The sequence below is a fragment of the Streptomyces sp. NPDC007205 genome (assembly GCF_040634095.1).
In the GTDB taxonomy this organism is placed as follows: domain Bacteria; phylum Actinomycetota; class Actinomycetes; order Streptomycetales; family Streptomycetaceae; genus Streptomyces.
Genome location: NZ_JBEYEW010000013.1, coordinates 29,326 through 53,358, shown reverse-complemented (window position 1 = coordinate 53,358; position 24,033 = coordinate 29,326). Strand labels below are relative to the sequence as shown.

At 71.2% G+C, this 24,033-nt stretch carries 23 protein-coding genes; 8 read left to right on the top strand and 15 right to left on the bottom strand.

The features are described 5' to 3' along the window. Positions 1 to 190: 190 nt before the first annotated feature. The 3 genes from ABZ624_RS22150 to ABZ624_RS22140 form a co-directional block, all read right to left on the bottom strand. A complete protein-coding gene (locus tag ABZ624_RS22150; RefSeq protein ID WP_360091407.1) occupies positions 191 to 1,093 on the bottom strand; it encodes a S1 family peptidase in 903 nt (300 codons plus the stop codon). A gap of 521 nt (positions 1,094 to 1,614) precedes the next feature. Further along, the gene (locus ABZ624_RS22145; RefSeq protein ID WP_360091404.1) at positions 1,615 to 3,351 is read right to left on the bottom strand and encodes an FAD/NAD(P)-binding protein; all 1,737 of its coding nucleotides are present in this window, start codon (positions 3,349 to 3,351) and stop codon (positions 1,615 to 1,617) included. Then, positions 3,348 to 4,205 carry an amino acid ABC transporter permease gene (locus ABZ624_RS22140; RefSeq protein ID WP_360091401.1) on the bottom strand — a complete coding sequence of 286 codons (858 nt, stop codon included), beginning with the start codon at positions 4,203 to 4,205 and terminating at the stop codon, positions 3,348 to 3,350. Before ABZ624_RS22140 ends, ABZ624_RS22145 begins: the two co-directional genes overlap by 4 nt. A 417-nt stretch (positions 4,206 to 4,622) precedes the next feature. Here ABZ624_RS22140 and ABZ624_RS22135 point away from each other — a divergent pair, with 417 nt between their 5' ends. Both ABZ624_RS22135 and ABZ624_RS22130 read left to right on the top strand, forming a co-directional pair. Further along, positions 4,623 to 5,564, top strand: a complete 942-nt coding sequence (locus ABZ624_RS22135; protein WP_360091398.1) for an ABC transporter substrate-binding protein — start codon at positions 4,623 to 4,625, stop codon at positions 5,562 to 5,564. Between the two features lie 337 nt (positions 5,565 to 5,901). Further along, positions 5,902 to 6,339 (top strand): cell division protein SepF, encoded by a 438-nt coding sequence (locus ABZ624_RS22130; RefSeq protein ID WP_360091395.1) that lies wholly within the window; start codon positions 5,902 to 5,904, stop codon positions 6,337 to 6,339. A 37-nt stretch (positions 6,340 to 6,376) separates the two neighbouring features. Here ABZ624_RS22130 and ABZ624_RS22125 read toward each other — a convergent pair whose 3' ends face one another. Both ABZ624_RS22125 and ABZ624_RS22120 read right to left on the bottom strand, forming a co-directional pair. Beyond that, positions 6,377 to 7,567, bottom strand: a complete 1,191-nt coding sequence (locus ABZ624_RS22125; RefSeq protein WP_360091392.1) for an acyl-CoA dehydrogenase family protein — start codon at positions 7,565 to 7,567, stop codon at positions 6,377 to 6,379. A 91-nt stretch (positions 7,568 to 7,658) separates the two neighbouring features. Then, entirely contained in the window at positions 7,659 to 9,266 is a 1,608-nt protein-coding gene (locus ABZ624_RS22120) for an MFS transporter (protein ID WP_360091389.1), read from the bottom strand. Between the two features lie 260 nt (positions 9,267 to 9,526). Here ABZ624_RS22120 and ABZ624_RS22115 point away from each other — a divergent pair, with 260 nt between their 5' ends. Continuing rightward, positions 9,527 to 10,849, top strand: a complete 1,323-nt coding sequence (locus ABZ624_RS22115) for a hypothetical protein (RefSeq protein ID WP_360091386.1) — start codon at positions 9,527 to 9,529, stop codon at positions 10,847 to 10,849. Positions 10,850 to 11,085: 236 nt separating this feature from the next. Next, positions 11,086 to 12,114: a phosphatase PAP2 family protein gene (locus ABZ624_RS22110; RefSeq protein ID WP_360091383.1), complete on the top strand. Its 1,029-nt coding sequence runs from the start codon at positions 11,086 to 11,088 to the stop codon at positions 12,112 to 12,114. Between the two features lie 135 nt (positions 12,115 to 12,249). On the opposite strand, the gene ABZ624_RS22105 is transcribed toward ABZ624_RS22110, so the two are convergent. The 3 genes from ABZ624_RS22105 to ABZ624_RS22095 all read right to left on the bottom strand — a co-directional run bounded on the left by ABZ624_RS22105 (position 12,250) and on the right by ABZ624_RS22095 (position 14,524). Then, positions 12,250 to 12,465, bottom strand: coding sequence for an I78 family peptidase inhibitor (locus ABZ624_RS22105; RefSeq protein WP_360091380.1), 216 nt, complete (start codon positions 12,463 to 12,465; stop codon positions 12,250 to 12,252). Between the two features lie 275 nt (positions 12,466 to 12,740). Beyond that, positions 12,741 to 13,751: a YafY family protein gene (locus ABZ624_RS22100; protein WP_360091377.1), complete on the bottom strand. Its 1,011-nt coding sequence runs from the start codon at positions 13,749 to 13,751 to the stop codon at positions 12,741 to 12,743. Positions 13,752 to 13,831: 80 nt separating this feature from the next. Continuing rightward, entirely contained in the window at positions 13,832 to 14,524 is a 693-nt protein-coding gene (locus ABZ624_RS22095) for a transglycosylase family protein (protein WP_360091374.1), read from the bottom strand. Between the two features lie 539 nt (positions 14,525 to 15,063). Between ABZ624_RS22095 and ABZ624_RS22090 the strand changes: the two genes are divergently transcribed. Both ABZ624_RS22090 and ABZ624_RS22085 read left to right on the top strand, forming a co-directional pair. Further along, complete coding sequence (locus ABZ624_RS22090) at positions 15,064 to 15,855, top strand: hypothetical protein (RefSeq protein ID WP_360091371.1); 792 nt, start codon at positions 15,064 to 15,066, stop codon at positions 15,853 to 15,855. Between the two features lie 115 nt (positions 15,856 to 15,970). Then, positions 15,971 to 16,369, top strand: coding sequence for a hypothetical protein (locus tag ABZ624_RS22085; protein WP_360091368.1), 399 nt, complete (start codon positions 15,971 to 15,973; stop codon positions 16,367 to 16,369). 65 nt (positions 16,370 to 16,434) lie between these two features. Here the strand turns inward: ABZ624_RS22085 and der are convergent, their stop codons facing one another. The 5 genes from der to aroH all read right to left on the bottom strand — a co-directional run bounded on the left by der (position 16,435) and on the right by aroH (position 20,897). After that, entirely contained in the window at positions 16,435 to 17,916 is a 1,482-nt protein-coding gene (gene der, locus ABZ624_RS22080; protein WP_360091365.1) for a ribosome biogenesis GTPase Der, read from the bottom strand. Between the two features lie 78 nt (positions 17,917 to 17,994). Next, on the bottom strand, positions 17,995 to 18,648 hold the full coding sequence (locus tag ABZ624_RS22075; RefSeq protein WP_360091363.1) for a lysophospholipid acyltransferase family protein: 654 nt from the start codon (positions 18,646 to 18,648) through the stop codon (positions 17,995 to 17,997). Beyond that, on the bottom strand, positions 18,645 to 19,340 hold the full coding sequence (gene cmk, locus ABZ624_RS22070; protein ID WP_360091360.1) for a (d)CMP kinase: 696 nt from the start codon (positions 19,338 to 19,340) through the stop codon (positions 18,645 to 18,647). The genes ABZ624_RS22075 and cmk overlap by 4 nt, the downstream gene beginning before the upstream one ends. A gap of 115 nt (positions 19,341 to 19,455) precedes the next feature. Continuing rightward, a complete protein-coding gene (locus ABZ624_RS22065; RefSeq protein WP_360091357.1) occupies positions 19,456 to 20,541 on the bottom strand; it encodes a prephenate dehydrogenase in 1,086 nt (361 codons plus the stop codon). Continuing rightward, complete coding sequence (gene aroH, locus ABZ624_RS22060; RefSeq protein ID WP_360091839.1) at positions 20,538 to 20,897, bottom strand: chorismate mutase; 360 nt, start codon at positions 20,895 to 20,897, stop codon at positions 20,538 to 20,540. The genes ABZ624_RS22065 and aroH overlap by 4 nt, the downstream gene beginning before the upstream one ends. Before the next feature lie 158 nt (positions 20,898 to 21,055). On the opposite strand from aroH, the gene ABZ624_RS22055 reads away from it, so the two are divergent. Together ABZ624_RS22055 and ABZ624_RS22050 are read left to right on the top strand one after the other, a co-directional pair. Next, on the top strand, positions 21,056 to 21,550 hold the full coding sequence (locus ABZ624_RS22055; protein WP_360091354.1) for a Rieske (2Fe-2S) protein: 495 nt from the start codon (positions 21,056 to 21,058) through the stop codon (positions 21,548 to 21,550). Positions 21,551 to 21,572: 22 nt separating this feature from the next. Beyond that, the gene (locus tag ABZ624_RS22050; RefSeq protein ID WP_360091351.1) at positions 21,573 to 22,316 is read left to right on the top strand and encodes a nucleotidyltransferase domain-containing protein; all 744 of its coding nucleotides are present in this window, start codon (positions 21,573 to 21,575) and stop codon (positions 22,314 to 22,316) included. Here the strand turns inward: ABZ624_RS22050 and ABZ624_RS22045 are convergent. Next, a complete protein-coding gene (locus ABZ624_RS22045; protein WP_360091348.1) occupies positions 22,242 to 22,991 on the bottom strand; it encodes a nucleotidyltransferase domain-containing protein in 750 nt (249 codons plus the stop codon). The two genes, ABZ624_RS22050 and ABZ624_RS22045, sit on opposite strands and share 75 nt — an antisense overlap. Before the next feature lie 4 nt (positions 22,992 to 22,995). After that, the gene (locus ABZ624_RS22040) at positions 22,996 to 24,003 is read right to left on the bottom strand and encodes an ADP-ribosylglycohydrolase family protein (RefSeq protein ID WP_360091345.1); all 1,008 of its coding nucleotides are present in this window, start codon (positions 24,001 to 24,003) and stop codon (positions 22,996 to 22,998) included. Between the last annotated feature and the right edge of the window lie 30 nt (positions 24,004 to 24,033).

Here is a 24,033-nt window from a genome sequence, read left to right as displayed (position 1 = left end):
GACTGACCACGGTCACGTCCAGGAATTCGCACTGCAAACACTGGGTGCAAGTACACCGCAGCGGAACGTCATGACAGTGCATGGCCTGTTCTCCACCCTGCCGGGAGACGCCCTCTTCCCCGCCGGGCAAGCAGAAGTCCCCGCACGCGCCGCGCGTGCGGGGACTTCGAGGAAGCCGGAACCGGACTCGCTACGGCAGCGTGACCCCGTAGTAGTTCAACGCCTCGGTCACCGGCTGGAAGAACGTCGTACCGCCGGAGGTGCAGTCACCGCTGCCCCCGGACGTCAGCCCGTACGCCACGGTGCCCGCGTACAGCGGACCACCGCTGTCGCCGCCCTCGGCGCACACCGTGGTCTGGATCAGACCCGAGACGACGTCGCCGCCGCCGTAGTTCACGGTGGCGTTCAGGGCGGTGACCCGGCCGCTGTGCGTACCGGAGGTGGAACCACGCCGGTAGACGGTCGTGCCCACGGACGGCGTGGCCGCGCTCGTGATGGACTGGCTGCCCACGGAACTCGGGTGGGAGACCGAGGAGTTGGTGTACCGGACGAGCGCGAAGTCGTTGCCCGGGAAGCTGTAGCCGACGTTGGTGCCGAGCACCGTGCTGTGGCTGGAGTTGCTGTACCAGGTGGAGGCGACCTGCCCGCAGTGACCGGCGGTCAGGAAGTAGTAGGTGCTGCCGCTGTGCACGTTGAAGCCGAGTGAGCAGCGGTAGGAACCGCCGTAGATGGCGTCACCGCCACTGATCAGCTTGTTGAACTTGCCGGGCGTGTGCTTGATGGTGAGCGCGCCCGCGTCGGCGCCGGCCTGCCGCTTGATCTTGGCGATGCCGGCCTGGGACACCGTGCTGTCGACGGTGACGACGACGCGGTCGGTCTTGCTGTCCACCGCCCAGGCCGTGCCGGGTACGTCGGCCTTGAGGACGGAGTCGTCGACCTTGCTGAGCTGGGCTGCGCTGAACGTGTGGCCGTCGTCGCTGGCGTTCGCGGTGGGGGCGGCGAACGCCGCCGCGGCCAGGAGGCCGGTGGCCACGGCGATCAGCCGGGTCCGTCTCGCAGTGCCGCTGTGGGGAGTAGTGCGCTTGATCCTCACTTTTCGTTCCCTCCCAGGGGAAGTCGGGGGCCCGCGTGGGGTCGGGGCCCGTGAGTCGCAGCCAGGGTCTGTGGCCGGATTCCGAACATGTATGCCCTGACAAGCGCTGAGGGGGAGTATTCGGCCGAACGACCGGTCGCCACAAGAGTGCCTTTCGGCCGTCCGACTTTAAACCACTCTTACGCAGCAGCCTCTTGACCTCGGCTCAGCGCGCGCCCCCGCCTCGATCGCCACGCCCAGCGTGTTGCCGGGCGGCGGGAACGGGCAGATGAAGTGGTGTCGGTGGCCGTACGCGGTGGCCGTGAGCACAACGCCGTCACCATCCGCGCGAGCGGCCCGTAGGGCGCCGAGACCTTCTCCACACGCTGGTCTCGCCACTGCTGCCATGCCTCGGGCGCGTCCGTCGTCATGCCGTCGGTTCCTTTCCTCTGTGCTCAACCCTTCCCTACCGGACACGGACGCCCGAGGTGTGCGCGAAGGGTGCCGCCGCAGCGTCACGAGGGCCGAGTACGACGGTCACCTCACCGGCGCAGGAAGGCCAGTGCCGCCCGGGCCGTGGCGTCGTTCTGCCGGAACGCGGCCCCGCCGGTGCGCGGCCGGGTGAAGGCGCCGGGGGTGCGGGCGTCGGTGTAGGGGCCGAGCGCGAAGCGCCGGGGATGCGGTCGCCCGGCCCGGTCGAGGATCCGGCCGGTACCGGGATCGACCCGGAGCAGCCCCTCGGGGGTCTCGGCGGCGCCGTCGGTGTGCAGTTCGCGCAGCAGGCTGTCGCGGGCCCGTCCGACGGTGGGCTCGGGCAGCCGGGCCTCGACCAGCGCGCGGGCCTCGACCGAGAAGCCCGGCACGGTGGGACTGGCGGCCCGGAACACCCCGTCCTCGGCGGTGACGCTCATGTCCGCGCCGACGAACTTCAGCAGCCCGGCCCGGGACAGCGCGAGCATCTGCCGCAGCCGGGGTCCGGGCGGCCCGGACGCCAGGTAGCTGAAGAAGCCGTGCCACCAGGGGCCGGTGTTCCCCAGCCGCACGAGCTGCCCGTAGACGGAGAGCAGCCCGAGGAAGACGCCGAGGTCCGCACTGTGGGAGGCGTCGTGCCGGCGGCTCAGGTCCGCCTCGACGTAGGCCCGCAAGCCGTCCTGGAAGTCCTCGTGCGACGCATGGCGCACCCCGGCCAGCGGGTGATCGAGCGCGGTGAGGTCGAGCCGGTCGGCCGGATCCGGCACGGCGGCGGCGACCAGCGCCTGCACCTCGGCGAAGTCGCTCGCGGCGGCGTACTTCTCCTCGAAGTCGGCCCAGGCCATCGCCGTACGTTCGGCGTGGGCGGTGAACAGCCGGTGGTAGTGGGCGAAGCCCAGCTCCTTCTCCACCAGCGGCCACACATCGCGCCGGAAGTCGAAGCCCGCCGGGCGGGCCAGCAGGGCGTCCACCTCGGCCGGGCCGAAGAAGCGGGGCAGCGGGGGCCGGTCGCCCGTCCAGTCGTAGCCGATCTTCGAGTGGTACGGCACTCCGCGCCGGGAGCCGACGTAGAGCACCGGCTCCCGGCCGGAGGGAAGGTACGCGTCGCCCTCGTACCGCCCGCCGCGCCCCTCGGTGAGCAGCACCATCAGGTCGACGAAGGCCAGCCCGAAGCCCCGTACGAGGACGGGTTCGCCGGGCCCCAGCGGGGACAGGTCACTGTCGGCGGTGAAGTCGGGCGGCATGTGCACGAGGCCGTGTGCGCGGGCGTAGGCGGCCAGCGCGGCCTGCTCGTCGTCGGGTTCGGCGTCGAGGTGGCCGATGGCGAGGATCACCAGGTCGGCGAGGAGAGGGCGCGCGCGCCCCGCCAGCCACACCTGCTGGCGGCCTTCGCGCGGGCCGCTGACGCGCAGGGCGCGCCGGGGATGGTGGTGGACGGTGACGCCCGGCGGCAGGGCGGCCAGGGCCCGTTCGTACACCCAGCGCAGATAGCGGCCCTGGAGCCGCCGGTCGGCGAAGGTGCCGCCGTCCAGCCCGGCCCACTCGTGCAGGGTGGGGCCCTCGCGCACCGGGCCGTCCATGGTCACCGTCTCGTCGGTGAACATGGTGACGTCCTCGGCGTGCGAGTTCATCCACAGCAGCGGTGACTGCGCCTGGCGCCAGATACGTCCGCCGCCCGGCGGGTGCGGGTCGACCAGATGGATGTCGAGGCCCGAACCACCGTACAGCTCGGGGGCGTTGGCGGCGATGCGTTCCAGGAGGCCGGTCCCCCGCGGCCCGGCTCCCACGATCACCAGCTGCGGCCTCATCGGGTGTTCTCCGTGCCGCGTGCGTAGTACTTCTCGATGTAGTGCTGGCCGAGGCCGAGCAGTGAGGTGATGACCGCGTACCAGAGGGTCGCGACCATCAGCAACGGGATGACCTGATAGGTGCGGTGGTAGATCAACTGGGCGGAGAACAGCAGGTCGTTGACGGCGATGACGCTGACGATCGAGGTGCCCTTGAGGGTGCCGATGAGCATGTTCCCGGCGGGCGGCACGATGGACCGCATGGCCTGCGGCAGCACGATCCGCCACCAGCGGCGCCACCGGCTCATGCCGAGCGCCTGGGCGGCCTCGATCTGCCCGCGGTCCACGGAGAGGATGCCGGCCCGGACGACCTCGGCGGCGAAGGCGGCCTCGTGCAGGGTGAGTCCGACGATCGCGACGGCGACCGGGGTGAGCAGGTTGACGGTCTTCACGCCGAACACCTGCGGGTACAGCGCCCCGATGTTGAACCAGAGCAGCAGCTGCACCAGGATCGGGATCGACCGGAACAGCCACACATAGCCCCAGCCGACGGCCCGCAGCACCGGGTTGGCGGACAGCCGGAAGGCGGCGAGCAGGGTGCCGAGGGCGAAGCCGAGGACCGTCACGACAGCGGTCAGCCACAGTGTGAGCCACAGACCGCGCAGGATGGAGTCCGTGGTGAAGTAGTCGGCGACGACGTCCCACTGGAACGCCTGGTTGCGCAGGACGGAGTCGACGGCGAACCCGAGCAGCGCGAGGACGGCGACGGCTGCCGCCCACTGGCCGTACCGGCGCCGCGGGACGATCCGCGGGGCGTCCGCGAGTTCGGGGGTGTCCGCCGCGGCGGGGACTTTGGCGAGGGTGTCGGATGACATGCGAAGGCTCCGTGACGCTTGATGGAACGTCAGAACACGGTGGGTGCCTTCACACGGAAGCGCCGCATGGCGCGCGTACGGCCGAGCCCCTCAGCAGGGCCGTCCACCGAGAGTACGCGGGCGTTTCGGTGCACTGTCAAGGCTGTCCGGCCTGTGAGCCGTACGTCTCACGTCAGTTGACGCGGAACCGGATGCCTGTTCCACTTGGCCCATGCATCCACAGCAGCGGCTGGTCACGCGCTCCCACATCGACTTCGGTCGTGTGTGGTCCTCTTCCTGTTGAGCTGACCCCCTGCCTGCGCCTGCCCTGTGAGCGGGCGTGTTCGCGCTCTCCCTCTCCCTCTTGTTCCTCGCCTTCACACGCGCACCCCTCCCCTCGCGCTCTGCACCCTGTCTGCTCCCAGGAGGCCGCCACCGATGCGTACGCGTCCTTTCATGCCTTTTGTCGGCATTGTGTCCGCTGCCCTGTTCCTCACCGCCTGCGGCTCGGGCGGGACGGACACGTCCGCCGTGACGGTCAGGTCCGGCGAGGTGCCCACCACGGACGTGGTCTCCGGCGAGAAGAAGGACGACGCGGCGGCCGGGCTGCTGCCCGCCGGCACCACCCGCCTCACCGTCGCGATCAGCGTCGGCGGCACTCCGCCCGGCACCACCTACCTGTCCGACGGCACGACGCTGACCGGCCAGGACGTCGACTTCACCAAGGCGGTCGCCAAGGTGCTCGGCATCAGGCTGAAGGTGGAGCAGGCGAGCTTCGAGGCGATCCTGCCCGCGCTGGACAGCGGCAAGTACGACTTCGGCGCGAGCAACTTCGGCGTCACGGACGAGCGCCGCAGGACCATCGACTTCGTCACCTACGTCAACGACGGCCAGGGCTTCGCCACCCGCAAGGACAGCAAGCTGACGAAGATCACCGACCTCCGGCAACTGTGCGGCCTGAACGTGGCGACCGGCGCCGGCACCACCTTCGAGGCCACGCTGGAGGAGAACAAGCACGTGTGCACCGACGCGGGCAAGAAGGCGTACCAGGTGCAGACATACTCCGAGCAGAGCGCGATCTGGTCGTCCGTTCAGCAGGGCCGCAGCGACATCGTGATGTCCACGATCAACGGCCTGCGTTACGCCGTGGCCCACCAGCCGGGACTGAAGTTCCTGAACGAGTACCACCGCCTGGACGTGGGCTTCGCCTTCAAGAAGGGCACCGGGCTGGCCCCGGCCTTCCGGGCGGCGGTCAACAGACTGCTGGCCGACGGCACGTACGCCAAGATCCTGAAGAAGTGGGGCACGACGGGCTCGGCCATCACGAAGTCCCGGATCAGCCCGCCGGAACTGAAGGACCAAGCGGACCACCGGGCCTGATTCTGCGTCAGGAGCGAGGGGTCGGACCTGGTCCGTCACGATCAACACACGGTCTGACGATTCCGCCCCCGGCGATCCCTCGTGACGTGGTACGAGATTGTCGTTCACCCGGACGCACCGATCATCACCCGTCCGCCGCCGACTATCATATTTCACTCTCAGTCAGCAGCCGTATGTGTCAGGACCCTTGGGGCACAAGGACTCTCGACGGATCGCCTGTGCACCAGTACCGTCACAAACCCCCCGCGCGGCGTCTATCCACTTGGCGCGCCGTCCGCATCATGGATGACCATAGGGATGCGGAAAGCAAGAAAGACCGCTGTGAGAGGAGGCGTCCATGGGATCGGTACGCAAGGCGAGTGCGTGGCTCGGCCTCGTCGACGACAACGATGACGAGCGTTACTACGACGACGAGTACTCCGAGGGCACCGAATCCGGGGACGCCTGGGTCACGGACCCCCGGGTGAAGGTGGCCGCGGACACGGCCGAGGACAAGGGCCGCCGGATCGGCACGGTCACCCCGGACAGCTTCCGGGACGCCCGCGCCATCGGCGAGCTGTTCCGGGAAGGCGTCCCGGTCATCATGAACCTCACCGCGATGGAGCCCGCCGACGCCAAGCGCGTGGTGGACTTCGCGGCGGGGCTCATCTTCGGTCTGCGCGGCTCGATCGACCGGGTCTCCAACCGGGTGTTCCTGCTGACGCCCGCCGACACGGAGATCATCAGCGGTGAGGCGTCCGCTCACCGCGAGGACGGCTTCTTCAACCAGAGCTGAGGCAGGGCCGCTCACCGGCCCTGCCTGCTGACGGGGATCAGCGGAAGGCGTCGAGCCCGGTGAGCGCCTTGCCCAGCACGAGCTGGTGCATCTCGACGGTGCCCTCGTAGGTGAGCACCGATTCCAGGTTGGTCGCGTGCCGCATCACGGGGTATTCGAGGGAGATCCCGTTGGCACCGAGAATCGTCCGCGCCGTACGGCAGATCTCGATGGCCTCGCGGACGTTGTTGAGCTTGCCGAAGCTGACCTGCTCGGGGCGCAGGCGGCCGGCGTCCATCCGCCGCCCGAGATGGTGGGCGAGCAGGATTCCCTTGTGCAGTTCGACCGCCATGTCGGCGAGCTTGGCCTGGGTGAGCTGGAAGCCGCCGATGGGCCGCCCGAACTGCTCACGCGTCTTCGCGTACTCCACGGCCGCCTCGAAGCTGCTGCGCGCCGCCCCCATCGCACCCCAGACGATGCCGTACCGGGCGTGGGACAGACAGCTGAGCGGTCCGCGCAGTCCGGTGACCTCCGGCAGTACGGCGGTGGCGGGCAGCCGTACGTCGTCCAGCACGAGTTCGCTGGTGACGGAGGCGCGCAGGGACCACTTGTGCTTGATCTCGGGCGCCGAGAACCCGGGGCGGTCGGTGGGCACGACGAATCCGCGGATGCCGTCCTCGGTCTGCGCCCAGACGACGGCGACCCCGGCGACCGATCCATTGGTGATCCACATCTTGCGGCCGTTGAGGATCCAGTCGTCGCCGTCGCGCTTGGCGTGGGTGCGCATGGAGGCGGGGTCGGAGCCGTGGTCGGGCTCGGTCAGCCCGAAGCAGCCGATCACCTCGCCGGCCGCCATGCGCGGCAGCCACTGCTGCTTCTGCTCCTCGCTGCCGAACCGGTGGATCGCGTACATGGCGAGCGAGCCCTGCACGGAGACCAGGGACCGGATGCCCGAGTCCGCCGCCTCCAGCTCCAGGCAGGCCAGGCCGTACTGCACGGCCGTCGCGCCCGCGCAGCCGTATCCGGTCAGGGACATGCCGAGGGCACCGAGGGAGCCGAGTTCGCGCGCGAGGTCCCGGATGCCGGGCAGTTCCCCGTTCTCGTACCAGTCGGCGATGTACGGCAGCACCCGGTCCGCCGCCCAGGCCCGCACGGTGTCCCGCACGGCCAGGTCTTCCGGTTCCAGCAGGTCGTCGATCCCGAGCGGGTCGGCGGGATCGAAGGGGGGCAACTTCGAGGACGCGGACATGGGGACACCCTCCGGCACACAAGAAACTAGCACCGCTAGTCAGCATTTTGAGGCCGACGTTACGGGTGCAGTGGCCCGCACGTCCAGTGCGTCAGGCCGTGACGCGCGGCTCCGCCACTTCCCGCGGTGCGGGCAACTCCACCGCCACCGCGGGCTCCGCGCACTGCATGACCCGCGGCAGCCGCAGCGCCATCACCGCGCCCATCAGCAACAGCGCCGCGCTCACCAGCAGCGTCACATGCAGTCCGTGCACGAAGGAGTCCCGCGCGGCCCGGCGCAGCGCCACCCCGGCCGGACCGCCGAGGCGTCCGGCGATGTCGTAGGCCTCGCCGAGCGAGTGGCCCGCCGCGTCCGAGGCGTGCGGCGGGACGCCCGGCACCGCGCGCAGACCCGGGGCGTAGGCCGCGTTCATCACGCTGCCGAGCAGCGCGATGCCGATGCCCGCACCGAGCTGGTACGACGTCTCCCCGATCGCCGCCGCCCCGCCGGCCTGGTCCACCGGGGCCTCGCTGAGCATCGACTCGTACGCCCCGAAGAGCGTGGTCTCCAGGCCGAAGCCGAGCAGTACGAAACCGGACAGCAGCAGCGGGGCGTTGTCGGTGCCGCCCATCGCCATGAGCGTCCCGACCGCCGCCGCGGTGAGACAGAAGCCGAAGCAGACCATCCGGCGCGGCCCGAAGCGGCGCAGCATCCGCGCGCCCGTCAGGCCCGCCGCCATGGCCGCGATGGTCAGGGGCAGCAGCCTCAGACCGGTCTGCAGCGGGGAGAGCCCGAGCACCAGTTGCAGGTACTGGGCGGCGATCAGCTCCAGGCCGACGAGCGCGAGCATGGCCAGCACGATGCAGCCCACCGAGGTGCTGAACGCGGGCCGGCGGAACATCCGCAGGTCCACCAGCGGATGTGGGAGCCGTCGCTGCCGCCGCACGAAGAAGAACAGGAGGGCCGCTCCGGCCAGCAGCGGCAGCACGGTGAAGGGACTCGCCGGCGCCTCGCCGCCGCCCAGCCGCTTCACACCGAGGACGACACCGAAGAGACCGCCGGCCGCCATCAGGGCACCGACGACATCCCAGGGGCCACCGCGGTCGCCGTGGGACTCGGGCAGCAGAATCCGGCCCACCGGGAGGCTGACCAGCATCAGCGGGATGTTCACGAGGAAGACGGCGCCCCACCAGAAGTGCTCCAGCAGGAACCCGCCGAGCAGCGGTCCGACGGCCGCGCCGACGGCGGCCACCGCGCTCCAGATGCCGATGGCGAGCGCGCGCTCGCGCCGGTCGGGGAAGACCTGACGCAGGATCGACAGGGTCGCCGGCATGATCATGGCGCCGCCGACGCCGAGCAGCGCGCGGGCGAGGATGAGCGTCTCGGCCGTCTGCGCGAGCGCGGCCAGGGCGGAGGCGACACCGAACAGTCCGTAGCCGAGCAGCAGCACGCGTCTGCGCCCGACCCGGTCGCCGAGGGTGCCGAAGAGGATCAGCAGCGAGGCGCAGACCAGCGGATAGACGTCGACGATCCAGAGCAGCTGTATGGCGCCGGGCTTGAGGTCCTCGGTGACGGCGGGCACCGCCACGTGCAGCACGGTCGCGTCGAGGGCGACGAGCAGCAGGCTGACGCAGAGGACGACGAGGACGACCCAGCGGCCCGCACCGGCCCCGGCCGCCCGACGGCACGGCCGTACGGCAGCCGTGGTCGTCCCGGACATGTACGTACCTCCCAGATGAGCCTCGCGTTGGGGCGGACCGACAGGGTGGGGAGTCCCTGTCGTACGGCCGGAGAGGAGCGGTGTCTCCGGCCCGCGCGAACCCACGCGGGTGACTCGTCAGCGTACGCGAGTTCGCCACAGGGGCACGTGGCGGACCTCTCACACGCTCGACGGAACCCGTGTGGCGTACGCCACGTCGCTCTCTCCCGACCACGCCCCATGGTCCGATCCGGTTCCACCGCCGGTCGATAATCGAGTCCGTGACCGATCTCGACACGCGCGCGGCCCCACCCCGCGCCCCACTTCTGCGCCGGGCGGCCCCGGCCCTCCTGGGCTACGCGGCGGTCCGCGCCCTGGGGCTGGTGGTGCTGGCGGTGTGGAGCGCCGCGCGCGGCAAGAGCGCGTACACCTTGCTGACCGCGCGCTGGGACTCCCTCTGGTACACACGGGTCGCCGGACTGGGATACGGCTACGAGGTACGGCTGCCCAACGGAGACGTGCACTCCAACCTGGCGTTCTTCCCGCTGCTGCCCTGGCTGGAGCGACTGCTGCACGCGAGCCTGCCGCTGTCGTACGCGGACGCCGGTTTCGTCGTCGGCGTGCTGGCCTCGCTCGCCGCGGCCTGCGGGATCTTCGCGGTCGCCGACCGCGTGTACGGCGCCCGGGTCGGGGTCGGCGCCGTCCTGCTGTGGGCGGTGCTGCCGGTCGGGATCGTGCAGTCGATGGCGTACAGCGAGTCGCTGTTCACGGCGCTGGCGGCCTGGGCGCTGTATGCGCTGCTGACCGGCCGCTGGGTCACCGCGGGCACGCTGGCCGCACTGGCGGGGCTGACCCGGCCGGTGGGGGCCGCGGTGGTCGCGGCGGTGTGGACGGCGGGCGTGATCTCGTTCGTGCGGGAGCGGAGCGCGATGCACGCGTCCGGCGCACACGACACCCCACACGCCCCAGCGCATCCATCGAGCGCACTCGACAGCGAACGCGCCCCAGAGCGTCCGCGCGGCGCGCAGGAAGACGAGCGCGCCTCCTCTCACGCCCCTTCAACCACTTGCACACCAGGAGCCGCTACGGCCACTGCTGTTGCCTCGCGCGGGCGGGTCGCCCTCGGCATGCTCGTCGCGCCGCTCGGGGCCGCCGGTTACGTGCTGTGGGTCGGGCAGCGGACCGGCAAGGGGCCGCTCGGATACCTGGACGTCCAGGCCGGATGGCGCAATGGCTTCGACGGCGGCTACGCATTCGCCCGCTTCGTGGCCGACAAGTTCACGTCAATTCCGTCCGCCCTCGCCGGGGTCGGCCTGACCGCCGGGGTCGCCCTGCTGCTGTGGCTGTACATGACCGGCGTGCGCCGGCGTCAGCCCGTCGCACTGTTGGTGTACACCGGGGTCGTCCTCGCACTCGCCCTGTGCGCGTCGAGCTACTTCGGCTCCAAGCCGCGGCTGCTGATGCCCGCCTTCCCGCTGCTGCTGCCGCTCGCCTGCGCCCTCGCCCGACTGCGCACGTCCCGATCCATGCTGGTCACGGCCGTATGGGCGGTCGCTTCGGCAGTCTACGGGGCCTTCTGGCTGAACGGTTCCGGTCCGCCGTGAGCGGCATCCACGGCCGATGACGCTCCGGAGAATTCCGCGCCAGGACCCGGCTAACGCATTCATAAGCGCCATATAAAGAACACCCGGCATGATCAAAGGAATTGAAGAGAACAGCGTCACAGGATTGCGGAATCGCTGGAATTCGGGCGCCCTTGAGAGGTTTCCCACATCACATCGTCATCACAAAGCCGCTGTTACGACCGGGAACACAGCTCACTCGCTGTAACGTCGATTGGGTGCGTACCGAACGAAACCTCACCCGGCGTCTGGACCGGGTGTTCGCCAGACTCGACCGTGAGCCGGAACGACCGGCCCACATCGATGTGCCAAGGATGAGCCGGCACCGGGTCGTTCTCTTCACCGCGACCCTGGCGTTCTACCTGGCGATCGTGTGGGCCGTGGTGATCACGTCCTGGCTGGTCCGGCTCGACTGGCAGGTCATGTTCTTCCGGCCGTACCAGCAGTGGCCGCAGATCCACGCCTTCCTCGACTACTACGTGGTGCTCGGCCAGCGCGGCCCCACCGCGGTGATGGTCGCGGCCTGGCTCGGCTGGCGCTCCTGGCGGCAGCACACACTGCGCCCGCTGCTCACCCTGGCCACCTCCCTGCTGCTGCTGAACATGACGGTCGGCGCCGCCAAGCTCGGGATGGGGCGCCTCGGTCCGCACTACGCGACCGTGATCGGCTCGAACGAGATGGGCCTGGGCGGCGATATATTCCCCAGCGGCCACACCGCCAACGCGGTGGTGACCTGGGGCATCCTGGCCTACCTGGCCTCCACCCCGAGAGCGCGCCGCTGGCTGTCGGCACTGTCCGCGATCACGGCGCTGGGCGTCGGCCTCACCACCGTCTACCTCGGTACGCACTGGCTGAGCGACGTCCTGCTGGGCTGGGCCGCGGGCCTGCTGATCCTGCTCGCCCTGCCCTGGTTCGAGCCGCTGTTCGCCCTGGTCGAGACCGCGGTGTTCGCTCTGCGCGACCTCTGGCGTGCCCGCCGCGGCCGCCCCGTGCCCGAACCGGCCGTCCCGGTCACGCCGGTGGTGCTCAGGCCGCGGGCCACACCGGCCGAGCAGCCGGCCCCGGCACGCGAGCCGGTCGCCTCGACCCGCGCCTCCAGAGGGCTGGCCCATCTGGCCCCGGGTCCGCACACGACCCGTTCGGAACGCACCCCGGTCACCCCGGCGGGCAGCCGCCGCCCACCCCACGCCGACCACCGCCTGCCCCGCGGCACCACCCAGCCGGCCCGCCCGCTGACCGGCGGCTGACGGCAGGTACGGCAGCGGGGCCCGGTACGCACCACCGCCCCGCCCCACGACGAAGGCCCCGCGTCCCCGAGGAGGGAAACGGGGCCTTGGTCATACCGGCGACCAGCCACGACGGACCCGCGGACGAAAGACCTGCTATCCCTTCCAGGCGCGGACGACGAGACCGTCCCGCACCTCGAAGTTCAGCCGCCCCGCCCGGTACTCCATGGTGATGATCGCCCCCGGCGGCAACGACCGCACCGTCGACCACCCCCGCTGCCGAGCGAGCCGCTCGGCGTCCGCGGCATCGAGGCCGACATACCCGTCCGGACTGTCCTGGGGCTCCGCTGGCGGAGTGGGAATCGGTGCCATGCCGCCACGCTACCCCGCAGCGCAGGGTAAGAGTCCTATCAGACTCCCGTCACACTTCTGTCACAGCTTCGCGGCGGAGGTATCCCTCGATCTCCTTCACACGTACGAGGGTTTCCGCAGGCCTCAGCGGGGCTATCGACCGGAATTCACGTGCCGCGCCGCACCCCTTCCATTACCCCGGGAAAAGCGCCGCAGCGCCGACCCGGACGGCTCCGGAGTGCGATTCCCCATGCAATCCGGAGCCACAACACGCCGGCTGACGCCGCATAGGAATTTCACCGATCCGACACATGACCGCCGTACACCGCCTGTGCCCCAGGCGCGGCAGCCAGAGCCGCGTCCAGCCGGTCCCGGACCCGCCTGATCGCCTCGGTCAGCTCGGCGGGCTCGATCACCTCGAACGGGAAGCCGAGCATCATGACGTGAACGACCATCACGTCCAGGTTCGCCGCGCCGGAGCGCAGGACGCACGCGTCAGCGCCGTCGGCCTCCAGCGTGCCGGCGGACGGTGAGATCCGCTCAGCGGCCTCGTGCAGCGGCACCAGCAGCCGTACCGCGGAGTGCGTGGCGTACGCGCGCGTGGAGACGCCCTTCGAGACATAGGCGGCCAGATCCTCGGCGGGCGGCTCGCGCGGGACGAAGCGGGGCCCGTGCGGCGGCCTGGGTGTGATCCGGTCGACGCGGAACGTCCGCCAGTCCGCCCGGTCGACGTCCCAGGCGACCAGATACCAGCGCCGCTCGCTGCACACCAGCCGGTGCGGCTCGACGGTACGCCGGCTGGCGGTGCCGTCGTGGCTCTCGTACTCGAAGCGCAGCCGTTCGGCGTCCCGGCACAGGTGCGCGATTTCCGTGAGCAGCACCGGGTCGACCGGCGACACCGGCGGCCCGCTTCTCATCATCGGCACGGTGAAGGCGTTCAGGGCGCTCACCCGGCGGCGCAGCCTGTTCGGCAGCACCTGCTCCAGCTTGGCGAGGGCGCGTACGGAGGTCTCGCCGATGCCCTCGATGCCCTGGCCCGCGGCGGTGCGCAGGCCGACGGCCACGGCGACGGCCTCGTCGTCGTCCAGCAGCAGCGGCGGGAGTTCGGCGCCCGCGCCCAGCTGGTAGCCGCCACCGGTGCCGGGGCTGGCGCTGACCGGGTAGCCCAGCTCGCGCAGCCGGTCCACGTCCCGGCGGACCGTGCGCGCGGTGACGCCGAGCCGGCCGGCGAGTTCGGCGCCGGACCACTCGCGGTGGGCCTGGAGCAGCGAGAGCAGGCGCAACAGACGTGCGGAGGTCTCCAACATGGGGCCGAGTCTGCCAGGGGATGCGGACAGCCGCTGTCCTCGATGGGAACAGCGGCTGTCCCGGGCGGACCGGGCGAGGCTCAGAGCGCGAGGCGCTGGCCGGGCACGATCAGGTCGGGGTCGTCGCCGATGACCTTCTTGTTGGCGGCGTAGATCCGCTGCCAGGTGGTCCCGTGCCGGGCGGCGATGGCGCTCAGGGTGTCGCCCTCACGGACGGTGTAGTCGCCGCGGGAGGCGCTGCGGCCCGTGTGGGCCGACGGGCGCTCCGGCGTCTTCGCCGGAACGGACCTGGCCGGGGCGGACTTCGTCGGGGCGGACTTCGTCGTCACGCCCTTCGAGTCCGGCGTACCGGAGGAGCCGGTGTGCGCCGCCGCGGGAGCGGCACCGGAGGCTCCGGCGCGGCCCGAGCAAACGGGCCAGGCGCCCCAGCCCTGGGCCTGCTGAACCTTGCCGGCGACGGCGATCTGCGCGCTCCTGGAGGCCTGGTCGGCCGTCGGGGCGTAGGCGGTGCCGCCGTACGCTCGCCAGGTGCCGGCGGAGAACTGGAGCCCGCCGTAGTAGCCGTTGCCGGTGTTGATGTGCCAGTTGCCGCCGCTCTCGCACTGGGCGATGCGGTCCCACACCCCGTTGTCCGCCGCTGCGGCGTTGCCGGTGGCGGCCAGCAGGCCCAGTGGGGCCAGCAGGGCGGCTCCGGCGAGCGCGGCCGTCGTACGGCCCTTGCGGGCGCCGTCGTTGCGAGCGGTGCTGCGGGTGGTATCGGCACACTCGGACATGTAATTCCCTCTCCACGAACCCGGGCTCCCCCAGACGGAGCACGCCTCGCCGCGCAGGAACGCGGTCGGTCGTGCCCGCCCCGTCCGCGTGGCCGGTGCCGGCGTCGGTGCTCTGCCGGTGCCGGCCGTCGGACGTACCCGAGCGGTGCTCGTTGCACACGGCGGAGGAATGTAGGGAGGTCGAGCGGTCGGAATCAACCAACTCACCGTCATTCCAGGCCAGTTGCCCGTTACCGCGAGTATCGGCGATTTTCAGCCACCCACTACATGCGCTGATTTCCCGATTTTTCGACCACCGACTGAAGCGATCTGTGACTCACCTCACCCCACCAAGTTCCTTGACGTGGCGAGGAGTTGACAGTGAGTGGCGGATTCCGCACACAAGGTGACCGTGTGCGCTGCTTGGTTCGAACCGGTCGCCCTCGAGGCGTGACTCCCACCACAGGACGCCCGTTGTCTTCTTCATGAGCCCGGAACCCCGGGGCTCATCGGCCGGGAGCCACCCGGCCGACCCAGCACCGCATCCCGAGGGAGCCACCGTGCCGCGCATGCTCGACGTCAGTGACGCCGTACGCGCCGAGATCGGCGACGAAGAAGCCGACCGGCTGCTCGCCGGAGAGAACGCCCCGGGCAGTTACGACTGCACGTCCTGCCGCACGCCGGGCGACTCCGCGCAGGAGCGCACCAGCACCGTTCTGTTCGTCGGCGACGAGACCGCCGTCCTCGCCTTCGCCCACGCCAGCTGTCTGCCCTCGCAGGTCGTCCAGGTCACCGAGGAGCAGCTGCAGGGCGCCGTCCGTTCCATCGGCGGGATCGCCGGCGAGGAAACCGGGGGCGCACCGCAGCAGCCCGCGACCGAGCCCGCGGTGCTCGGCGTGACCAGCGGACTCGTCCTGATCGAGGGTGAGTTGCACCCCGCGCTCGTGGTCGAGCCGACCTCGCCGATCGTGCGCCCGGGCACGACCGGGGCCGGCGACGACTTCCTTCCGCTCCTCATCGAGCAGGGGTTCATGCCGGTGACCGAGCTGGCGTCGGTGCCGCCGGTGCTGCACGGCTGGTCGGTGCTGCTCGCCGCGGGCCAGCTGCACGCGGTGCTGCAGCCGTCGGCGGGTGGCGGGCAGCCGGTCGCCTGGTGGCAGGCGCATCAGCCGCTGCAGGTGACGGACAGCTGGCGGGCCGCCGCCAACAAGCACCAGCAGGTGCTGATGTTCGCGGCGCCGGTGGGGTCGATCGGGCGGCAGCCGCGGGAGGATCTGCTGCGGGAGTCCCTCGACAAGGCGGCGGCCGGCGGGAAGCTGGTTGCCGCGGCGCTTCCTCTTGCGGGTACGTGATTCCTCCGCCTGACAGATGGGGGCCGCGTTCACGCGGCGGAGCCGCATATGGAATGCAGCCTCGCGCCCCCTTGGGTGGCCGTATCTCTTCAGAGGTGCCGTCGTTTGGACATACGTGCACGCATACGACACTCCTCCCCGCCGGTCATCCTTCTCCACCATCCCTTCTGCCCGAACGGGGCAGGAAGGGGCTGGTGGTGCCTCGGCCACGCCGATCTACGACTCGCTCTACGCGGAGTGGGTCAAGAGCTTCCGTACGCTGCCGGGTGACCGGAGCGGGGAGGAGGGGCTGAGGTTCAGCCCCTTCGGTCAGCTCCCTGACCGCACGGGCGGCTACGGCGGCCACCGGGCGGGGTCGTTCAGCAGCTCGTACAGCGCCTACAGCGCGGGGGCCTACAGCGCACGGCAGCAGTCGCAGTGGCAGCGGATCGGCACGCTGGGCCGGCAGCAGCACGACACCGGGATGCATCACGTGCCGGCGGCGCTGCCTCCGGGGCCGCGCCGGGGCATGTGACCGGCACACGGTGAAGGGCGGCGCCTGGAGGACCAGGTGCCGCCCTTCGCGTCGTACCCGCGTTACTACTTCTTCTTCGCGCCGCGCTTCTCGCGCACCCGCACCGAGATGTGGATCGGGGTGCCCTCGAAGCCGAACTCCTCGCGCAGGCGGCGCTCGATGAAGCGCCGGTAGCCGGCCTCGATGAAGCCGGAGGCGAAGAGGACGAACCGCGGGGGCTTGGTGCCGGCCTGGGTGCCGAACAGGATGCGCGGCTGCTTGCCGCCCCGGACCGGGTGCGGGTGGGCCGAGACCAGCTCGCCGAGGAAGGCGTTGAGGCGGCCGGTGGGCACGCGGGTCTCCCAGCCGGCGAGGGCGGTCTCGATCGCCGGGACCAGCTTCTCCATGTGGCGGCCGGTGCGCGCCGAGACGTTCACGCGCGGGGCCCAGGCGACCTGGCCGAGCTCCGTCTCGATCTCGCGCTCCAGGTAGTAGCGGCGCTCCTCGTCGAGGGTGTCCCACTTGTTGTAGGCGATGACCACAGCCCGGCCCGCCTCGACGGCCATCGTGATGATCCGCTGGTCCTGCACGGAGATGTTCTCGGAGGCGTCGATCAGGATGACGGCGACCTCGGCCTTCTCCACGGCCGCCGCCGTGCGCAGGGAGGCGTAGTAGTCGGCGCCCTGCTGGAGGTGGACGCGCTTGCGGATACCGGCGGTGTCGACGAACTTCCAGGTGACACCGCCGAGCTCGATCAGCTCGTCGACCGGGTCGCGGGTGGTGCCCGCCAGTTCGTTGACGACGACGCGCTCCTCGCCGGCCACCTTGTTCAGCAGGGAGGACTTGCCGACGTTCGGGCGGCCGATGAGCGCGATGCGGCGGGGCCCGCCGACGCCCGTGCCGAAGGACTGCTCGGGCGCCTCGGGCAGCGCCTCCAGGACGGCGTCCAGCATGTCGCCGGTGCCGCGGCCGTGCAGGGCCGAAACCGGGTGCGGCTCGCCGAGGCCCAGGTTCCACAGGTAGGCCGCGTCGGCCTCGCCGCTCGGGCCGTCGACCTTGTTGGCGCACAGCACGACCGGCTTGCCGGCCTTGCGCAGCAGCCGTACGACCGCCTCGTCGGTGTCGGTCGCGCCGACCTTGGCGTCCACGACGAAGACGACCGCGTCGGCCGCCTCGATCGCGTACTCGGCCTGGGCGGCCACGGAGGCGTCGATGCCGAGGACGTCCTGCTCCCAGCCGCCGGTGTCGACGACCTTGAAGCGGCGGCCGGCCCACTCGGCCTCGTAGGTGACGCGGTCGCGGGTGACGCCCGGCTTGTCCTCGACGACCGCCTCACGGCGGCCGATGATCCGGTTCACCAGGGTCGACTTGCCGACATTGGGGCGGCCGACGACGGCGAGCACGGGCAGCGGACCGTGGCCCGCCGCCTCGATGGCGCCCTCGACGTCCTCGATGTCGAAGCCCTCTTCCGCGGCGAGCTCCATGAACTCCGCGTACTCGGCGTCGCCGAGAGCCCCGTGGTCGTACTCGTGCTCAGCCGAGTCGCCGGGCTGGATGTCGTCGTTCATGAAGTCCGTACCTCGTCGTTCATTCGTGGTGATCGGTGGAAAAGCCCCGCATGGGCTGATCCACTACTCAAGTGTCGCCTAGCGCCCGGTCAGGCGCCTGGCGTTTTCCAGGTGGCTGGTGAGCTGCTTCTGTATGCGCTCGGTCGCCTCGTCCAGCGCCCTGCGCGTACGCCGCCCGGTTCCGTCGCCCGCGTCGAACGGGTCACCGAAGACGACGTCGACGCGGGAGCGCAGGGGCGGGAGCCCCTTTATCAACCGTCCGCGTCTGTCGGTGCTTCCCAGTACGGCGATCGGCACGATCGGTGCCCCGCTGCGTACCGCGAAGTAGGCGAGCCCGGCGCGCAGCGAGGCGAAGTCGCCCTCGCCCCGGGTGCCCTCCGGGAAGATGCCCAGCACTCCGCCGTTCTCCAGCACGCCGAGGGCCTGGGAGATCGCCGTGCGGTCGGCGGTGGCGCGGTCCACCTTCAGCTGGCCGATGCCGGTCAGGAAGGGGTCCAGCGGGCCGATGAAGGCTTCCTTCTTGATCAGGAAGTGCGTCGGCCGGGGCGCCACGCCCATGACCATCGGGCCGTCAATGTTGTGCGAGTGGTTCACGGCGAAGATCACCGGGCCGGTGGCCGGCACCTTCCAGGCGCCGAGCACGCGCGGCTTGAACAGCCCGTACATCAGGCCGACGCCGATGCGCCGCCCGACCTCGGCGCCCCGCGGCGAAGCAACCGGCGGTCGGCTCACTTCCCGGCCCGCTTCTCCTCGACCAGGGTGACGACGCACTCGATGACCTGGGCGAGGGTGAGCTCGGTGGTGTCCACCTCGACCGCGTCGTCGGCCTTGGCGAGCGGAGAGGTCTTGCGGCTGGAGTCGGCCGCGTCCCGCTTGATCAGCGCCTCGCGGGTGGCGTGGACGTCGGCGCCCTTCAGCTCGCCGCTGCGGCGGGCCGCGCGGGCCTCCGGTGAGGCGGTGAGGAAGATCTTCAGGTCGGCGTCGGGAAGGACGGTCGTACCGATGTCACGGCCCTCGACGACGATGCCGTTCTCCGCGCCGGCGGCGATCGTGCGCTGCAGCTCGGTGATCCGGGAGCGCACCTCCGGCACCGCGCTGACCGCGCTGACCTTGGAGGTGACCTCCTGGGTGCGGATCGGGCCGGCCACGTCCACGCCGTCGACCGTGATGGTCGGCTTGTCCGGGTCGGTGCCGGAGACGATCTCCGGCTTGCCGGCGACGGCCGCGACGGCGGTCGGGTCCTCCAGGTCGATGCCGTTGTTCACCATCCACCAGGTGATCGCCCGGTACTGGGCGCCGGTGTCCAGGTAGCTCAGGCCGAGCTGCGCGGCGACAGCCTTCGACGTGCTCGACTTGCCCGTGCCGGAGGGGCCGTCGATCGCGACGATCACGGGCTTGGCGGTCGGGGCGGCGCCGTTTTCCACGGAGGGACACCTTCCTGGTGCGGTGCTGGCGGGGTGCGGGGAGCGAGAGCGCCCTGCACAAGGTTACTGGGTGCGGGTCACTCGTCCGGACGCACGCGGAATCCGGTGCCGGGCGCTACTGCCGCAGCGCCCACCCGCGCTCCCGCAGTGCCTCCTTCAGGAGGGCCGCCGCCCTGGGCTCGACCGAGAGCTGGACCAGACCGGCCTGCTGCCCGGCCGCGTGCTCGATGCGTACGTCCTCGATGTTGACCCCGGCCCGTCCCGCGTCCGCGAAGATGCGGGCCAGCTGGCCGGGCTGGTCGTCGATGAGCACCACGACGGTCTCGTACACCCGCGGCGCGCTGCCGTGCTTGCCGGGCACCCGCACCTGGCCCGCGTTCCCCCGGCGCAGCACGTCCTCGATGCCGGCGCCGCCCTCGCGCCGCTTGGCCTCGTCGGAGGACTGCAGGGCGCGCAGGGCCTCGACGGTCTCGCCCAGGTCGGCGGCGACGTCGGAGAGCAGGTCGGCGACCGGGCCCGGGTTCGCGGACAGGATGTCGATCCACATGCGGGGGTCGGAGGCGGCGATCCGGGTGACGTCCCGGATGCCCTGCCCGCACAGCCGTACGGCGGCCTCCTCGGCGTGCTCCAGGCGCGCGGCGACCATGCTGGACACCAGGTGGGGCATGTGCGAGACCAGGGCGACGGCGCGGTCGTGGGCGTCGGCGTCCATGACGACCGGGACGGCCCGGCAGTGCGAGACCAGCTCCAGGGCGAGGTTCAGCACCTCGGTGTCCGTGTCCCGGGTCGGGGTGAGCACCCAGGGCCGGCCCTCGAAGAGGTCGCCGGTCGCGGCCAGCGGGCCGGACTTCTCCCGGCCGGACATGGGATGCGTGCCGATGTAGGCCGTGAGGTCGAGGCCGAGCGCCTCCAGCTCGCGGCGCGGGCCGCCCTTGACGCTGGCCACGTCCAGGTAGCCGCGGGCCACGCCCCGGCGCATGGCGTCGGCGAGGACGGCGGCCACGTGGGCGGGCGGGGCGGCCACGACCGCCAGGTCGACCGGGCCCTCGGGGGCCTCGTCGGTGCCGGCGCCCAGCGCGGCGGCCGTCCGGGCCTGCTCGGGGTCGTGGTCGGCGAGGTGGACGACGACGCCGCGCTGGACGAGGGCCAGGGCGGCGGAGGTGCCGATGAGGCCGGTGCCGATGACGAGTGCGGTTCTCACTGGGCGATGTCCTTGCGCAGGGCGGCCGCGGCCCCGAGGTAGACGTGGTGGATGTCGGCGCGGGGCCGGTCCGACTCGATGTGCGCGAGGATCCGCACGACCCGGGGCATGGCCCCCTCGATGTCCAGTTCCTGGGCGCAGATGAGGGGTACGTCGAGGATGCCGAGCTTGCGGGCGGCGGCCGGGAAGTCGCTGTGCAGGTCGGGGGTGGCCGTGAACCAGATGCTGATCAGGTCGTCGGTGGTCAGCCCGTTCCGCTCCAGGACCGCGGTGAGCAGGGCTCCGACCCGCTCGTCCATGTGCCCGGCCTCGTCCCGCTCCAGTTGGACGGCCCCCCGGACCGCTCGTACCGCCACGGCGTCGCTCCCTGCTGACATGCGGATCTGTTCTTGGTCCGTCCAGCGTAGTCAGCCCGCGCGGCCACGGCGCACGGCGCCCGATCACTGAGACGATGCGGATATTCCGGTATGCACCGGTTCGATCCCTTGCCTTCAAGTCTGTACGGAGTGGTGACATGAAGCAGCCCGCGACGCGGCGCACGGCTTTGGCGACGGGCGCGGCGGCGCTCGCCGCGGGATGCGTGGGATGCGGCAGTGGCAACGACAAGGGTTCCTCGACGTCCGCGTCTGCGGTGCCCTCGTCCCCGGCCCCCGCCTCCTCCCCCGCCTCCTCGGTCTCCGAGTCCCCGGCCTCCGAGTCCCCGGCCTCCGACTCCTCCCACGAGAAGGAGCTGGCGCGCACGCGCGACATCCCGGAGGGCGGCGGCAAGGTCTTCGCGGAACAGAAGATCGTCGTCACCCAGCCGAAGAAGGGCGAGTTCAGGGCCTTCTCGGCGATCTGCACGCACATGGGCTGCACGGTGGGCAAGGTCGCGGACGGCACGATCGACTGCCCGTGTCACGGCAGCAGGTTCCACATCGCCGACGGCGCGGTGGCTCACGGTCCCGCGACCAGGCCGCTTCCGAAGAAGTCGATCAAGGTGGAGAGGAACACGATCCACCTGACCTGAGGGGTCCGCGTACGCTCCCGGCATGCAGCCCGAGACCCTGGTACGCGACCACACCGTCTACGCCTGTGTCATGGGGTCCCGGGCCTTCGGTCTGGCGACGGACACGAGCGACACGGACCGCCGGGGTGTGTTCCTCGCCCCCACCCCCCTGTTCTGGCGGTTCGAGAAGCCGCCCACGCATGTGGAGGGCCCGGGGGACGAGCAGTTCTCCTGGGAGCTGGAACGGTTCTGCGAGCTGGCGCTGCGGGGCAACCCGAACATCCTGGAGTGCCTGCACTCCCCGCTCGTGGAGCAGGTGGACGACACCGGCCGGGAACTCCTGGCACTGCGCGTCGCCTTCCTCTCCCGCCGGGCCTACGACACCTTCACCCGGTACGCCCTCGGCCAGCGCAGGAAACTGGAAGCCGACGTCCGTACGACGGGCGTCCCGCGCTGGAAGCACGCCATGCACCTGCTGCGCCTGCTGATGACCGCCCGCGACCTGCTGCGCACCGGCGAGCTGCGGATCGACGTCGGTGACCAGCGGGAGCCGCTGCTCGCGGTGAAGCGGGGCGAGGTTCCCTGGGCCGGGGTCGAGGCGTGGATGGCCCGGCTGGGGGCGGAGACGGAGCGGGCCCTGGACCGCACCCCGCTGCCGCCGGAGCCGGACCACGCACGCGTGGCCGGCTTCCTCTTCCGGGTCCGCCGGGACTCAGCCCTGCAGACGGACGCGTATGACGAAGTCGTGCAGGGCGTCGTACGCGGCAGGAGCGTCCGGCAGGGCTGAGGCGGCCTGGGCCTCGTCCAGCACGACGTGCAGCCGCTCCACGTCGGCCTCCACGCGCGCCTGCTCGACGCCGGCCGCCCCGTGCTCCCGCTCGCCCTTGGCGGCTATCAGGTCGGGCACATAGCCGGGTGCGTCGACCAGCTCCAGGAGCGTGGGCAGGTGCGCCTGGAGCTCGCCGCTGCGCATGAGGTGGATACCGGTGAGCAGGACCCGGAAGGTGTAGAGCAGCGGCTTGAGTTCGCCGGTCTTCTCGAACAGCCGCCACTGGGTCACCGCGAACCCCCGGTAGTGGTGGGCGTGGTGGCTGGTGAGGACGTCCGGGGCGAGCGCGGCCAGCTCCCGGTGGGTGTCACCGGTGTGCACGACCAGGGGCGAGAGCAGCTGCTCCAGGACATAGCCGTTGCGGCGCAGCATCAGGCGGACGAACTTGCGCAGGTCGTGGGTGACGAGGTCCAGCTCGACGCCGTAGCGCACCCAGGTACGCGAACGGGTCTCCTCCGGCTCGCGCAGGCCGACGAGGTCGGCCGCGGGGAGCAGATGGACGCCCCTCAGGTCCACGTCCGAGTCCTGCGAGGGGAAGCCGTACAGATGGGCTCCCGAGACGGTCGCGAACAGCAGGGGATCGGGCTGTTCCGCGACCACGGGCTTCAGGTCGATGTCGAGGTCGTCGATCATGGGCCTAAGCGTCCCAGAGCGCACCGAGGGCCAACAGATCGCCCCGGTACTCGATCCGCCCGGTCCAGTCGGCCGGCCAGGCGTCCGCGCCCAGCCAGGCGCCCGCGAACGCGCCCGTGAGGCAGGCGATGGAGTCGGAGTCGCCGGAGGAGCAGGCGGCCCGGCGCAGGGCGGTGACGGGTTCGTCGGGGAAGAGCAGGAAGCACAGCAGCCCGGTGGCTAGGGCTTGCTCGGCGATCCAGCCCGCGCCCGTGGCCAGGCACGGGTCGGTCTCCGGGGAGACGGTCCGCACGGCCTCCTGGAGGCGGTCGAGGACCGCCAGGCACTCGTCCCAGCCGCGCGCGACGAAGTGCTCGGGGCTCGGGTCCTGGGAGCGGGTCCACAGGTCGCCGAGCCAGGTGTGGTCGTACCGGGTACGGCGGTCGAGGGCGTAGGAGCGCAGCCGGCCGACCAGACCGGTCGGGTCGGTGCCCTGCGCGAGCAGGTGGACCGCGTGGGCGGTGAGGCCGGAGGCGGCCAGCGCGGTGGGGTGGCCGTGGGTGAGGGCGGACTGCAACTGGGCGGCACCGGAGCGCTGTTCGTCGCTCAGGCCGGGGGCGAGCCCGATCGGAGCGACGCGCATGTTGGCGCCGCAGCCCTTGGAGCCGATCTGGCTGGCGTCCTGCCAGGCCCGGCCCTCCTCTTTGAGCAGGCCGCATGCGGTGAGGCAGGTGTTGCCCGGGGCGCGGTTGTTCTCCGGCGAGTGGTACCAGTCCACGAACTCCTCGCGCAGCGGGCGCTCCAGCCGCTTCGGGGCGAGGTATCCGCGCTCCATGGCGGTCCGCAGGGCACGCCCGAGGGCCAGGGTCATCTGCGTGTCGTCGGAGACGAAGGCACGCCCCGGCAACTCCATCTCCCGCCAGGGCCCGCACTTGGCGAGGATCTGCGGCACGTCGTTGAACTCGGTCGGAAAGCCGAGAGCGTCCCCGAGGGCGAGGCCCAGGAGTGCCCCGGTGGCCGCACGCTTGGACATAGGATCACCATCCCCCTTATCGTCACCCTG